The organism is Pseudomonas sp. P105, assembly GCF_032614175.1.
In the GTDB taxonomy this organism is placed as follows: Bacteria; Pseudomonadota; Gammaproteobacteria; order Pseudomonadales; family Pseudomonadaceae; genus Aquipseudomonas; species Aquipseudomonas rhizophila.
The window spans coordinates 2,672,906-2,686,534 of the sequence record NZ_CP126693.1 but is presented as its reverse complement, the minus strand read 5'-3'; the positions used below and the strand labels follow the sequence as shown (position 1 = coordinate 2,686,534).

At 60.5% G+C, this 13,629-nt stretch carries 16 protein-coding genes; 8 read left to right on the top strand and 8 right to left on the bottom strand.

Annotated features, from left to right (window positions below; translation table 11 throughout):
* Positions 1-119: 119 nt before the first annotated feature.
* The 7 genes from tpx to QOM08_RS12145 form a co-directional block, all read right to left on the bottom strand.
* Positions 120-620 (bottom strand): thiol peroxidase, encoded by a 501-nt coding sequence (gene tpx / locus QOM08_RS12175; RefSeq protein WP_047226605.1) that lies wholly within the window; start codon positions 618-620, stop codon positions 120-122.
* A gap of 205 nt (positions 621-825) precedes the next feature.
* The gene (locus QOM08_RS12170) at positions 826-1,497 is read right to left on the bottom strand and encodes a DUF3313 domain-containing protein (RefSeq protein WP_047226606.1); all 672 of its coding nucleotides are present in this window, start codon (positions 1,495-1,497) and stop codon (positions 826-828) included.
* A gap of 121 nt (positions 1,498-1,618) precedes the next feature.
* Complete coding sequence (locus tag QOM08_RS12165; protein WP_139050390.1) at positions 1,619-2,113, bottom strand: hypothetical protein; 495 nt, start codon at positions 2,111-2,113, stop codon at positions 1,619-1,621.
* Positions 2,114-2,212: 99 nt separating this feature from the next.
* Positions 2,213-2,710 (bottom strand): GNAT family N-acetyltransferase, encoded by a 498-nt coding sequence (locus QOM08_RS12160; RefSeq protein ID WP_316913009.1) that lies wholly within the window; start codon positions 2,708-2,710, stop codon positions 2,213-2,215.
* A 193-nt stretch (positions 2,711-2,903) separates the two neighbouring features.
* The gene (locus tag QOM08_RS12155) at positions 2,904-3,701 is read right to left on the bottom strand and encodes a transglutaminase domain-containing protein (RefSeq protein ID WP_047226610.1); all 798 of its coding nucleotides are present in this window, start codon (positions 3,699-3,701) and stop codon (positions 2,904-2,906) included.
* Positions 3,698-4,648 carry an alpha-E domain-containing protein gene (locus QOM08_RS12150; protein ID WP_047226611.1) on the bottom strand — a complete coding sequence of 317 codons (951 nt, stop codon included), beginning with the start codon at positions 4,646-4,648 and terminating at the stop codon, positions 3,698-3,700. The genes QOM08_RS12155 and QOM08_RS12150 overlap by 4 nt, the downstream gene beginning before the upstream one ends.
* A 3-nt stretch (positions 4,649-4,651) precedes the next feature.
* The gene (locus QOM08_RS12145) at positions 4,652-6,061 is read right to left on the bottom strand and encodes a circularly permuted type 2 ATP-grasp protein (protein ID WP_076385079.1); all 1,410 of its coding nucleotides are present in this window, start codon (positions 6,059-6,061) and stop codon (positions 4,652-4,654) included.
* A gap of 687 nt (positions 6,062-6,748) precedes the next feature.
* Here QOM08_RS12145 and QOM08_RS12140 point away from each other — a divergent pair.
* From QOM08_RS12140 to QOM08_RS12110, 7 genes are all read left to right on the top strand, one after another.
* Complete coding sequence (locus tag QOM08_RS12140) at positions 6,749-7,339, top strand: amino acid synthesis family protein (protein WP_047226613.1); 591 nt, start codon at positions 6,749-6,751, stop codon at positions 7,337-7,339.
* Positions 7,340-7,384: 45 nt separating this feature from the next.
* Entirely contained in the window at positions 7,385-8,218 is an 834-nt protein-coding gene (locus QOM08_RS12135) for an alpha/beta fold hydrolase (protein ID WP_107322612.1), read from the top strand.
* Entirely contained in the window at positions 8,215-9,696 is a 1,482-nt protein-coding gene (locus tag QOM08_RS12130) for an aldehyde dehydrogenase (RefSeq protein ID WP_107322613.1), read from the top strand. Before QOM08_RS12135 ends, QOM08_RS12130 begins: the two co-directional genes overlap by 4 nt.
* Before the next feature lie 12 nt (positions 9,697-9,708).
* Positions 9,709-10,194 carry a flavin reductase family protein gene (locus tag QOM08_RS12125; protein WP_047226616.1) on the top strand — a complete coding sequence of 162 codons (486 nt, stop codon included), beginning with the start codon at positions 9,709-9,711 and terminating at the stop codon, positions 10,192-10,194.
* Positions 10,195-10,311: 117 nt separating this feature from the next.
* Positions 10,312-10,701: a carboxymuconolactone decarboxylase family protein gene (locus QOM08_RS12120; protein WP_047226643.1), complete on the top strand. Its 390-nt coding sequence runs from the start codon at positions 10,312-10,314 to the stop codon at positions 10,699-10,701.
* A 75-nt stretch (positions 10,702-10,776) separates the two neighbouring features.
* Positions 10,777-11,529, top strand: coding sequence for a GntR family transcriptional regulator (locus QOM08_RS12115; RefSeq protein WP_316913008.1), 753 nt, complete (start codon positions 10,777-10,779; stop codon positions 11,527-11,529).
* A gap of 2 nt (positions 11,530-11,531) precedes the next feature.
* Complete coding sequence (locus QOM08_RS12110; protein WP_047226618.1) at positions 11,532-12,095, top strand: NUDIX hydrolase; 564 nt, start codon at positions 11,532-11,534, stop codon at positions 12,093-12,095.
* A gap of 6 nt (positions 12,096-12,101) precedes the next feature.
* Here the strand turns inward: QOM08_RS12110 and QOM08_RS12105 are convergent, their stop codons facing one another.
* Positions 12,102-12,395, bottom strand: a complete 294-nt coding sequence (locus tag QOM08_RS12105; RefSeq protein ID WP_047226619.1) for a DUF1330 domain-containing protein — start codon at positions 12,393-12,395, stop codon at positions 12,102-12,104.
* A gap of 70 nt (positions 12,396-12,465) precedes the next feature.
* On the opposite strand from QOM08_RS12105, the gene ribBA reads away from it, so the two are divergent.
* Entirely contained in the window at positions 12,466-13,575 is a 1,110-nt protein-coding gene (gene ribBA, locus QOM08_RS12100; RefSeq protein WP_047226620.1) for a bifunctional 3,4-dihydroxy-2-butanone-4-phosphate synthase/GTP cyclohydrolase II, read from the top strand.
* Positions 13,576-13,629 lie beyond the last annotated feature (54 nt).

Sequence of the window (13,629 nt, the reverse complement as noted above, 5' to 3'; positions counted from 1 at the left end):
AAAGCGCCTTTACCGGCAATTTACCTTGGGCTTACCTATCGCGTAGTTGGCTAAGGTCTTGAAGCACAAATGAAAACGGCCTGGACAAGGCCAGGCCGTTAACAATTGTAATAAATACTTTATTTCAGTACAGCTAGAGCAGCGTCGTAGTTGGGCTCTTCAGCGATTTCCTTGACCAGCTCGCTGTGCAGCACATTGTCGTTTTCGTCGAGCACCACCACGGCACGGGCGGTCAAGCCTTTGAGCGGGCCATCAGCAATCGCCACGCCATAATTCTCGATGAACTCACTGCCGCGCAGGGTGGACAGGTTCTGGACATTTTCCAGGCCTTCGGCACCGCAGAAACGCGCCTGGGCGAACGGCAGGTCAGCCGAGATGCACAGCACCACGGTGTTGCTCAGTTCGTTGGCCTGGGCGTTGAACTTGCGCACGGAGGTGGCGCAGGTCGGGGTATCGACGCTTGGGAAAATGTTCAGCACTTTGCGCTTGCCGGCGAAATCCTTCAGGGAAACGTCGGACAGATTGCCGGCTACCAGGGAAAAGGCTGGCGCCTTGGAACCGGCTTGTGGCAACTGGCCGTTGACTTGAACCGGGTTGCCTTTGAGGGTGACTTGAGCCATGAACGGATTCCTTCTGACAGGTTTGAAAATGGTGAGGCCGGAGTTAACCATGAAATGGTTCTGCGACCTATGGTTGGACATAAAAAGTCATGGCTTGGCGGTGTAGGAGCTATCGAGTGCAACGAGTCTGCGATCTTTGCCCTGCCAATTGAGTCTAGAGCGAAAGATCGCAGGCTTCGCCAGCGCCTACAGCGACGCCTGTGCGCTATTTAGCCTTGAGCTTCAGAAACGACTGATGCAAGTCCGCTGCCCAACCATCGATCACACCTTTGACATCATCGGGCTTCATCACCTGGGCTTCGTTGGACAACGGCTTACCCGTGCCCTTGCGCACCACCTGGGCGACCACTGCATTGTTGCCGCCGTCGAGAAATACCGCTTCAGTGCCCAAGGTGGTTTCCTGGTCGCGAATACCGCTGGCGGTACTGACCGCGGCCGCCACCAGCGCGATCGGAATCACTTCATAAGGCTTCAGGCCCTCGGTCTTGCTGCTTACGGCGGTGATGGCCGCGCGCATCACCAGTACTCCGGGCCCAGGGCCGGTCGCCAGGGGCAGGGATTTGCCCGCTTCCCGCTTGAGCGCCTGATCGTAGTAACCGGTAATGCCGGACAAGGTGGCCTGGGGGATCTTCACGGTCGGCTGCGGCTTGGGGTAAAGCTGTGTCGGCTCGACGTAAAGGCTGGTGTATTTGCTCAGGTCTGCCGTGGGATCAACCCAGCGCATCACTTCGGCCCCCGACGGCGATTTCTCCTCCTTGAGCCGGCTGTAATCACCCAGAAAGCCGGAGTACTCATCCGGTTGGGTGATCTTGCTGGAGCAACCCGCCAGGGCAAGCGAGGCCATGCACACGGTGCCAATCATTGACGCAAACTTCATGCTGTCACTCCTGTAAGCCACACGAAACGGGGCCGGGAATTACAGGTATAGCCAATGGGCGCGGTTTTGCCTGCTCCGACAGGAACAAGTCACTGGGCAAGCCCTTTGCTCGCCACCGCCTTCAGCCGCGCTCGCGGGGTATCAGGCTCTGCAATTGCTGCGCGAGAAAGTCCGCGTCGAAGGTAAAAGTATCCGGATCCTTCAACCCGTTGGTTCGACGCCATTGCCACTGCAACGAAGGCGGCAGGCAAACCAGCGAGATGCTGCCGTAACGCGTTGCAGTCAGCCCCATGATCGCCAGGGAAATCTGCCCGCCGGCCCCCATTACATCGGGTATGAATTCCACCGGCTTGCCAGTGATGGACAGTGTCAGCTTTTCTGTCTTGAAGCCGGAGGTTTCTGCCGGAACACTCGGCCCGTGGGCCACATACGCCTCACGGGTCAGCGTCAGAAGGCCGGGGGCCAGGACCGGCGCCAGCCATTGCTCGATCTGCCCGTACAACGCCTCGATCTGCGCGGCCCACACCGCCGATTGCGCTTCGTGCTGTTGCTTCTTGTGCGCTTCGCTGTCTGCGTAATGACGAAGCATCTCGCCTAGCTGCTGTACATCGTCCATGCGCTGTTCCTCTGTATAAGGGATGCTGCAAAGCACGATGATGACAGGTTAAAGACCCGGGCGTACGCAAATGCCAACATGCCTGAGCAGACGGATCCTTCAGCGCAGCCGCGCCATGGCCTGGGTATCCACCCATCGCCCGTCACGCACGGCGTAGTCGCGCAGCAGGCCTTCGGTTTCGAAGCCGAACTTGCGGTACAGGCCGATGGCCGCTTCATTGTCGGCGTACACCGTCAGCTCGACCCGGCGCAGGTTCATCCAGTTGTCGGCGACGTCCAGCGCGGCGGCCAGCAGCATCGACCCCACGCCTTTGCCCTGCCAGGCGACAGCCACGCCCATGCCGAGGCTGCCGCAATGGGCCCGACGGATGCGCGAGTACTGCTCCAGCCCCAGATGCCCGATGACTTGGTCTTGATGCAGCGCCACCAGTTTTACCTGACGCTCGTCATCCCCACCCAGACGCTTGCGCCAGATTTCAGGGGACTGGAAAGGCATCTGCAACATCTGACGGGCGACCGCCGGGTCGTTGTAGAGCGCGGTGACCCCACCGATATGAGCTTCATTGAAGCGAGTGAGGCTGATCGAAGGCTCGGACATGCGGCTCCTCCCTGGAGACGTGAAAAGGCCGTTCACTATAAGCCAGCGAACATTCAGGTAACCAGGGTCAAACCTGTGGGAGCAAAGCTTGCTCGCGATTGCGGTGACCCGCTTGTATCGATACTGACTGTGCCGCCGTCTTCGCGAGCAAGCTTTGCTCCCACATGGGCTTGGGTCTCAGTGCTCTCCTCGCCTACTGATGCTGCACCTGAACCATTGAGTTCACCTGCACCCGCGCGTGCATCTGCTCTGCCCCGCCACCGCGGCGCATGCCGCGTACCGGACAGGCGTCGAGGTAGTCCAGGCCGACCGCCAGTTTCAAATGCCGATCCGGACAGGTCAGGCGATTGGTCACGTCGAAGCTGTACCAGCCGTCCTCCAGCCAGGCTTCAGCCCAGGCGTGGCTCGCCAGATGACTTTCATCTTCGGTGCACAGGTAACCGGAGACATAGCGCGCCGGAACCCCCAGGCTACGCGCGCAGGCCAGAAATGCGTGGGTATGATCCTGACAAACCCCCACGCCCCCGGCGAAGGCTTCGGCGGCGGTACTGCTGACCTCGGTCGTGCCCGGGCTGTAGGGCATGCGGGCAGCCAGGCCGTTCATCAAATCGGTCAGCGCCGAGCGATCACGTCGGGCTGCGCATTGCTCCACAGCAAAGGCCGCGAGAGCATCATCGGCCTGGGTGAGGCGGCTGGGGCGCAGAAATGGCAGCGGTGACTGGCTGTCCGGCTCCATCTGCACCGCCTGATGGATTTCCACCTCGCCATAAGCCGTGAGCACCAGAGCGCCATGGGGCTCGTCCATGGTCATCACATGCAGGATGTTGCCGTAGGGGTCGAGCTGGCTGCGCACCAGACGTGGCAATTCCAGATGCCATTGCAGGATGCGTTGGCGCTGAGTGTCCTTGGGAGTCAAGCGCAGGAACTGGATGCTGGTGCACACTTCATCGGCATAGCTATAGGTCGTGTCGTGGCGTATGGAAAGTTTCATACCACCTCCAGATAAGACTCGTGAACGGTCTGGCCCAGGTGGCGAATCTGGCCAATGAGGTCGGTCAGCCATTGATGCAGGCCCGATGCCAGGATCTCGTCGATGCCGGAGTAACGCAGCCGCGCGTTCAGTTCAGCGGCCAGGCGTTGGGCCGGGCGGCCATTGTTGCCCGGCAGGCTGGAGAGGATCTGGTCCAGCTCCTCGATACAGGCATGCAACGAGCGCGGAACGTCGGCGCGCAGCAGCAACATTTCCGAGACCTGCTCGGCGTTGGGCGCATTGCGGTAGATCTCGTTGAACGCTTCAAACGAAGACAACGCCCGCAGCAAGGCGCTCCACTGGTAATAACCGCGTGCCGAGTTGTCGCTGACCTCTTCCGACTCCTCACCAAACATTTCGTAGCGGGCGTCCAGCAGACGCAGGGTGTTGTCCGCCCGCTCGATAAAGGTTCCCAGACGAATGAATCTATAGGCATCGTTGCGCATGATGGTGCCCGACGTCGCGCCACGGAACAGGTGCGAGCGCTCCTTGACCCATTCACAGAAGTGGCTGATGCCGTAGCGGCCCAGACCATTGCTGGCAATGTTGCGCATCTCCAGCCAGGTGGCGTTGATGTTCTCCCACATATCGGCGGTGATGCGTCCACGCACCGCATGGGCATTGGTCCGCGCCGCCCGCAGACAGCTGTAGATGCTTCCGGGGTTGGTTTCGTCCAGTGCGAAAAAATGCAACATGCGTTCGGTGTTCAGCGCGTCATAACGGGCGTTGTAATCGTCCAGCGTGCCGGCCGCCAGCAACGACATCGCCAGCTCGGCATGCCCGTCGCTGCGCCCGGCCTGGGGCATGAGCGACAGCGAGTAACTGACTTCGAGCATGCGCGCCAGGTTCTCGGCGCGCTCCAGGTAGCGGGACATCCAGTAGAGGTCCGAAGCGGTTCTTGAAAGCATGTCTTAGTCCTCCACTACCCAAGTGTCTTTGGTGCCGCCACCCTGGGACGAATTGACCACCAGCGAGCCGTCGCGAAGTGCCACGCGGGTCAGCCCGCCGGGCACCAGGCGAGTTTCCTTGCCCGACAACACGAACGGACGCAGATCGATGTGGCGCGGGGCGATACCGCTCTCGACGAAGGTCGGGCAGGTGGAAAGGCTCAACGTCGGTTGGGCGATGTAGGCTTCGGGGCGGGCCTTGAGGCGTGCGCGGAAGTCTTCGATCTGCGCCGCTGTAGCTGCCGGCCCTACCAGCATGCCGTAACCGCCGGAACCCTGGGTTTCCTTGACCACCAGGTCAGGCAGGTTGGCCAGCACGTGGGACAGATCCTGGGGCTTGCGGCACTGCCAGGTCGGCACGTTCTTCAGAATCGGCTCTTCGGTGAGGTAAAAGCGGATCATCTCGTCGACGTAAGGGTAGATCGATTTGTCATCGGCCACGCCCGTGCCCACCGCATTCGCCAGCACCACGTTGCCTGACCGGTAAACGGCGATCAGTCCGGGGACGCCCAACATGGAGTCGGGGTTGAACGACAGCGGATCGAGGTAATCATCGTCAAGGCGGCGATAGATCACATCCACCTGCTGGGGGCCTGCGGTGGTGCGCATGTAGACATGGTCGTCGCGCACGAACAGATCGGCGCCCTCCACCAGTTCCACCCCCATTTCACGAGCCAGGAACGCATGTTCGAAATAGGCACTGTTGAAACGACCGGGGGTCAGCACCACGGCGGTCGGGTTGTCCAGGGGGCTTGAACTCTTGAGGGTGTCGAGCAACAGATTCGGGTAGTGATCAATGGGCGCCACGCGCTGGGCGGCGAAGAGCTCGGGGAACAGGCGCATCATCATCTTGCGGTCTTCGAGCATGTAGCTCACGCCGCTGGGCGTACGCAGGTTGTCCTCCAGCACGTAATAACTGCCATCACCGTCGCGAACCAGGTCAACACCGGCGATGTGGGCATAAATGCCTCGGTGCAAGTCCAGGCCTTGCATCGCGATTTGATAACCCTCATTGGCGAGCACCTGCTCGGCCGGAATGATTTTTTCCTTGAGGATCCGCTGCCCATGGTAGATGTCGGCCAGAAACATGTTCAGGGCCTGGACCCGCTGAATGCAGCCACGCTCGACCATCTTCCATTCGCTGGCCTTGATGCTGCGAGGAATAATGTCGAACGGAATCAATCGTTCGGTACCCTGCTCGTCACCGTAAAGGGTGAAGGTGATACCGGCTCGATGAAACAGCAGATCGGCTTCGCGACGCCGCTGTTCCAGCAGCTCCAGCGGCGTGTCCGCCAGCCAGCGCGAGAAGGCTTGATAGTGCGGGCGGCAGTCACCCTTTGCATCATACATTTCATTAAAAAAAGCTTGGGGCATAGCCAACTCCCAGCCGCGTTCTACACGGCATTTTTTATCACTTCGTCATTCCAATGGTCCGGCCTTGCTTTGTTTTAATGAGCCCTGTTTTTCTGAGTACCTCGATTGCACCGGTCTCTGATCTGGCCTTTGCGTCTGGATGACGTGCGCCCCCTGATTAAATCTGCGCCGTGAATGCTCCTCTGATAACCCCGCGCTGTAGTGGCCTACTTTCTTGAGCTCTAGCAAAGGCTGTGCCTAAGCCCGGTGCACCAGGACATTGCTGGAGAAACCGTCGTAGATGTACGCCCCCGCGATATTTAGTTTCATTTTTGCGACATACGCTCCTTTATACGCTGAAACGTTTATTTCAGCTTTTTCCTACATGCGCCCGAACGAGTCGAATCGGTGCAATAAGTCAGGTAACAGGTCGGTAATGCCCCGAAAGAGGGAAATTTATACTCACCGCCCTTCAGAGCGCTCAAAAGCGACTCTCCTTTTTAAGCAAGAGACTTATCCCGCACTCAGGATTAAAGCACTCATCAGGCAGAGCGCTCAGCGATCACAGCCCCCCCCCACGCCCCTCACTATCCGGCTCGGCCATTTGTCGCCTCCCTGCGAACAAACTCAAAGCAGACACTTGCGCCAGTAGTATTATGGTATACCATCATACGCACAGACCAATTCCACCCTCCTACGGAGCAGCTCATGAGTTTCGAAATTCGCAAGATCGTCAGCTATGTCGAAGAAACCTTTATCGAAGGCGGCAAGGCCACCGACAAGCCGGTGACCATGGTCGGGTTGGCGGTGGTGATGAAAAACCCTTGGCTGGGCCGTGGCTTCGTTGAAGACCTGAAACCGGAAATCCGCGCCAACTGCTCCGACCTCGGTGCGCTGATGGTCGAGCGTCTGGTGGGCATCATCGGTGGCGCGGAAAAAATCGAAGCCTATGGCAAGGCCGCGGTGGTGGGTGCCGACGGTGAAATCGAGCACGCCTCGGCCGTGATCCACACCCTGCGCTTTGGCAACCATTACCGTGAAGCGGTGAAAGCCAAGAGCTACCTGAGCTTCACCAATAAACGTGGCGGCCCCGGCACCTCGATCCAGATCCCGATGATGCACAAGGACGACGAAGGTCTGCGCTCGCACTACATCACCCTGGAAATGCAGATCGAGGATGCACCACGCGCCGACGAAATTGTTGTGGTGCTGGGTTGCGCCGATGGCGGTCGCCTGCACCCGCGCATCGGCAATCGCTACATCGATCTGGAAGAACTGGCCGCCGAGAAGGCGCAGTGATCCAGCCTGGGCAACCACTATAAAAAAGGCATGCAGGAGCGCTCCATGATTCGGCTCACCGCTGAACTCACCCCGGCCGGCACCAGTTATCTGGCGACCGGCCAAGGCCAGCCCGTGGTCTTGATCCACGGCGTGGGCCTGAACAAAGAAATGTGGGGCGGCCAGATCGTTGGCCTGGCCACAAAATACCGCGTGATTGCCTATGACATGCTTGGTCACGGGGCCAGTCCGCGTCCCGAAAGCGGCACCGGCCTGCTGGGTTACGCCGACCAGTTAGTGGAGCTGCTCGACCACCTGCAAGTGCCCCAGTCGACAGTGATCGGTTTCTCCATGGGCGGCCTGGTGGCCCGTGCGTTTGCCTTGCATTATCCGCAACGCCTGCAAGGCCTGGTGGTCCTTAACAGCGTATTCAACCGCAGCGCCGAGCAGCGTGCCGGGGTCATCGCCCGCACCGCCCAGGCCGCCGAACATGGCCCGGACGCTAACGCCGAGGCCGCGCTGTCACGCTGGTTCAGCCGCGAGTATCAGGCCGCCAACCCGGCGCAGATTGCCGCCCTGCGCCAGACCCTGGCAGGAAATGATCCTCAGGGTTACCTGACCACCTATGAACTGTTTGCCACCCAGGATATGTACCGCGCCGACGACCTGGGCAGCATCACGGTGCCAACGTTGATTGCCACCGGCGAACTGGACCCGGGCTCGACGCCGGAAATGGCCCGTGAACTGGCCGAGCGAATTCCCGGTGCAACGGTTGCCGTGCTTGACGAGCAGCGGCATATGATGCCGGTAGAATCGCCGCGCCTGGTCAACCAGTTGCTGCTGGAATTTCTCGACAGCGCAAATACCCGACAAAATCCAATAAAGGGGATCGTTGCATGACACTCGCACGCTTTTCGATGTGCATCGGCGGTGAATGGGTCGATGCCCTGTCCGGCAAGACTTTCGAAAGCCTGAACCCGGCCCTGGCCAAGCCCTGGGCCGAGTTGCCCGATGCCGACGAAGCCGATGTCGAGCGCGCCGTGCAGGCTGCACAGACGGCGTTCGAAAGTCCTGCCTGGCGTGGCTTGACCGCCACCGCTCGCGGCAAACTGCTGCGGCGTCTGGGCGACCTGATCGCTGAAAACAAAGAACAACTGGCCCAACTGGAAAGCCGCGACAACGGCAAGCTGATCCGTGAAACCCGCGGGCAGGTCGGTTACCTGCCGGAGTTTTTCCATTACACCGCGGGTCTGGCCGACAAACTTGAGGGCGGCACCCTGCCCCTCGACAAACCGGACCTGTTTGCCTACACCGTGCACGAAGCGATGGGCGTCGTTGCAGCGATCATTCCCTGGAACAGTCCGCTGTACCTGACCGCGATCAAGCTAGCCCCGGCGCTGGCGGCCGGCAACACCATCGTGATCAAACCCTCCGAGCACGCTTCGGCCACCATCCTGGAGCTGGCTCGCCTGGCCTTGGAAGCCGGAATACCGCCGGGAGTGGTCAATGTCGTCACCGGCTACGGCCCGAGCACCGGCGCCGCCCTCACCCGTCATCCGCTGGTGCGCAAGATCGCCTTCACCGGTGGCGCCGCCACGGCCCGGCATGTGGTGCGCAGCAGTGCTGAAAACTTCGCCAAGCTGTCGCTGGAGCTGGGCGGAAAATCACCCAATATCATCTTCGCCGACGCCGACCTGGACAGCGCCATCAATGGCGCGATAGCCGGGATCTACGCCGCATCGGGACAGAGTTGCGTCTCTGGTTCGCGACTGCTGGTGCAGGATGAAATCTACGATGAGTTCGTCTCGCGCCTGGTAGAGCGGGCCCAGCGCATCCGCATCGGCAACCCTCAGGAAGATGCCAGTGAGATGGGCCCGATGGCCACCGCGCAGCAACTGGCAGTGGTCGAAGGTCTGGTGGCCGACGCTATCGCTGAGGGCGCTCGTCTTCGCTTGGGCGGCAAGCGCCCAGCGAACCTGGGCGAAGGCTGGTTCTACGAGCCGACCCTGTTCGAATGCGACCGCAACTCCATGAAGATCATGCAGGAAGAAGTGTTCGGCCCGGTGGCGTCGGTCATTCGTTTCAAGGATGAAGCCGAGGCATTGGCGATTGCCAACGACTCGCAGTTCGGCCTCGCCGCCGGTATCTGGACCCGCGACCTGGGCCGCGCCCATCGCCTGGCCCGGGACGTGCGTTCGGGGATCATTTGGGTCAACACTTACCGCGCGGTCTCGGCCATGGCGCCCATTGGCGGCTTCAAGAACAGCGGCTACGGACGCGAGAGCGGCATCGATTCGGTGCTCGCTTATACCGAACTCAAAACGGTGTGGATCAATCTCTCTCAGGCGCCCATGCCTGACCCGTTCGTGATGCGCTAGGAGTCCTGAGAAATGATCGAGCCCGGCATTTACAAAGAAGTCATGAGTTCGTTCCCATCCGGCGTCACGGTGGTGACCACCCTGGACCCAGACGGCAATATCGTCGGCATCACCGCCAGCGCCTTCAGCGCGCTGTCGATCGACCCGGCGCTGGTGCTGTTTTGCCCCAACTACGCCTCCGACACCTACCCGATCCTGCGTGACAGCAAACAGTTCGCGATCCACCTGCTGTCCGCCGACCAGACCGCCGAAGCCTATGCCTTCGCCGGAAAAGGCAAGGACAAGGCCAAGGGTATCGACTGGCACCTGAGCGAGCGCGGTAACCCGCTGCTGAGCAAAGCCACAGCGATCATCGAGTGTGAACTGTGGCGCGAATACGATGGTGGTGACCACGCGATCATCGTCGGCGCGGTGAAAAACCTGATCCTGCCCGAGCAGCCGGTGACGCCGATGATCTACCACAAAGGCAAGCTCGGCCCACTGCCGGTGCTGGCCTGAGTCTTCCGGGCGCAGATCCAATGTGGGAGCGCCCCATTTTCTCAGGAGCCGGCATGAGCCAAGCAGACGTGCAACTGCACAACCAACCTCTATCGACGATGTTGAGAGCACACCACGATGAGCAACGACAAATATGAACAAGGCCTGAAGATCCGCACCCAAGTGCTGGGCGAGGACTACGTCAACCGCTCCATCGAGAACGCCGACGATTTCACTCGCCCCTTGCAGGAAATGGTCACCGAATACTGCTGGGGCCATGTCTGGGGCCGTGAGGGTTTATCGCTCAAGGAACGCAGCATGATTAATCTGGCCATGATCTCGGCGCTCAATCGTCCGCACGAACTCAAGCTGCATGTGCGTGGCGCCTTGCGTAACGGCCTGAGTCGTGAGCAAATACGCGAAATTCTGCTTCAGGTCGGCATCTATTGCGGCGTCCCTGCTGCCGTAGACAGTTTCCGGCTCGCCCGTGAAGCCTTCGCCGAAGCCGATGCCGAGGCCTCCAGTTAACCCTCGGCTGTTTGATCTGAGCGGGCAAGCCTCTTGCCCCTTCTGCATGGACAGCCACATTACAGAGCGGACCCGATGAAACGCCTGCCACTCGACGACAGCTTCAAGGTCAATCGCAACCCCGTTACCCTGCGCGAAATCGTGCTGGATAAACTGCGAAGCGCCATCATGAATTTCCAGCTTCTGCCGGGAGATCGTCTGGTCGAACGCGATCTGTGCGATCGCCTGGGCGTGAGCCGCACGTCGGTGCGCGAAGCCTTGCGTCACCTCGAATCCGAAGGGCTGGTGGAATTCGCCGATGCCAAGGGCCCACGAGTCGCGATCATCACGTTGGCCGATGCCGGCGACATCTATGAACTGCGCTGTGTACTCGAGGGTTTGATCGTTCAGCTGTTCACCCTGCGGGCCAAGGACAAGGACATCAAAGCGCTGGAAAAAGCCCTGGAGGAGAACCGCAAGGCCCTCAAGGACGGCGAACTGCAACAGGTCATCGATTCAGTACAGGGTTTCTACGATGTGCTGCTGGAAGGCTCCGGCAACCATGTTGCCGCCACTCAGTTGCGCCAGTTGCAGGCCCGGATCAGCTATCTGCGGGCGACCTCGGTGTCCCAGCAGAACCGTCGCGGTAGCAGCAACCAGGAAATGGAACGCATGGTCGAGGCAATCAAGAGTGGCGATCCCCTGGCCGCCCACCAGGCTTGTGTCGACCATGTGCGCGCCGCCGCCAAGGTCGCCCTGGAGTACCTCAAGCGCCAGCAGGAAGAAACCGGCGACATCCCTGAAATCACGGCGCCCATCGCCCTCAAAGAACCTCGCATAGGTCGCTGATCATGTTCAGCCCCAGCTTTTGTCCAAGGTGCGGCGGCAGCGACTTGAGTCACCGCCTTCCAGCGGGCGATACCCACGAACGCCTGATGTGCGGTGGCTGTGGCTATATCCATTATGTGAATCCGAAGATCATTGCCGGCTGCATCATCGAGCAGGACGGTAAGTACCTGCTGTGCCAGCGCGCAATTCCTCCGCGCCCCGGCACCTGGACGCTGCCGGCGGGCTTCATGGAGGGCGGTGAGACCACCGAGCAGGCGGCACTGCGCGAAGTCTGGGAAGAGACCGGCGTTCGCGCGGACATTCTCTCGCCCTACTCGATCTTCAGCGTGCCGAAAATCAGCGAGGTGTACATCATCTTTCGCGCCATCGCGCTGGAGATCACTGGCCAGTTCGGCCCGGAAACCCTCGCTTGCCAGTTCTTCGCCCCTGAAGATATTCCGTGGGACAGTATTTACTACCCGGCCATCCGCCAGATCCTCGAACGCTACATCGAGGAACGCCAGGCCGGGGTCTACGGCATCTACATTGGCAACGACGACAGCGGCAAGATTCATTTCATCCGCTGACAGGCCTCAGGGCGCAATACCCTCGACGATGATCACCTCAGCCTTGGCTACGTCCAGGCGATAGCGCTTGGCCGCCTGATACTGCTGCGAGTGATAACAGGCCAGCGCCTGCTCGTAAGAATCGAACTCGATCACCACGCTGCGTTGCGGCGTGGCCCGGCCTTCCATCGCCTTGCTACGCCCGCCCCGGGCCAGCATCCGTCCGCCATACAGAGCAAACGCCGCTGGCGCCCGCTGGGTGTATTGGCTGTATTGATCGGGGTCGGTGACATCTACATGAGCAATCCAGTACGCCTTCATAGTGACCTCTCGGTTTATTCTGTATTATGGTATACCACAGGTATTTTAACCTGACACCGAGAATTCCAGCATGGCCTTCAACAGCATCGAAGAAATCATCGAAGACTACCGACAAGGCAAGATGGTGCTCCTGGTTGACGACGAGGATCGGGAGAACGAAGGCGACCTGTTGCTGGCCGCCGACCGCTGCAGCGCCGAAGCCATCAGCTTCATGGCTCGCGAAGCGCGCGGATTGATCTGCCTGACCTTGACCGACGAACACTGTCAGCGCTTGGGCCTGGAGCAAATGGTGCCCAGCAATGGCAGTGTCTTCAGCACCGCCTTCACCATATCCATCGAGGCGGCCGTTGGCGTGACCACCGGCATATCCGCTGCCGACCGCGCGCGCACCGTTGCCGCGGCGGTCGCTGTCGGCGCCGGTCCCGCAGACCTGGTGCAGCCGGGCCATATCTTTCCGTTGCGCGCCAAGGAAGGTGGCGTGCTGACCCGCGCCGGTCACACCGAAGCCGGTTGCGACCTGGCGCGCCTGGCAGGCTTCACACCGGCGTCGGTGATCGTCGAAGTGATGAACGACGACGGCACCATGGCCCGCCGTCCTGACCTTGAGATTTTTGCCCACAGGCACGGGATCAAGATCGGCACCATCGCCGACCTGATCCACTACCGCTTGAGCACCGAGCACACCGTGGTGCGCATCGGTGAACGCGAATTGCCCACGGTGCACGGTACCTTTCGCTTATTCACCTTCGAAGACCGCATCGAAGGCGGTGTGCACATGGCGATGGTGATGGGCGATATTCGCCGGGAAGAACCGACCTTGGTGCGAGTGCACGTGATCGACCCGCTGCGGGACCTGGTGGGTGCCGAATACAACGGGCCTTCCAATTGGACGCTGTGGGCGGCCCTGCAACGGGTCGCCGAAGAAGGCTGCGGCGTGGTGGTCGTACTGGCCAATCACGAATCGTCCCAGGCGTTGCTCGAGCGCGTCCCGCAGCTGACTCAGCCGCCACGCCAGTTCAGCCGGTCGCAATCGCGCATCTATTCTGAAGTAGGCACCGGTGCGCAGATTCTCCAGGACCTGGGCGTCGGCAAGTTGCGGCACCTGGGGCCGCCGCTCAAATACGCGGGGTTGACGGGGTATGACCTGGAGGTGGTGGAGAGTATTCCCTTTACCGGATAAGCATGAGGCACCACCGTCCTCTGTGGGAGCGAGCCTGCTCGCGATAGCGGTGTG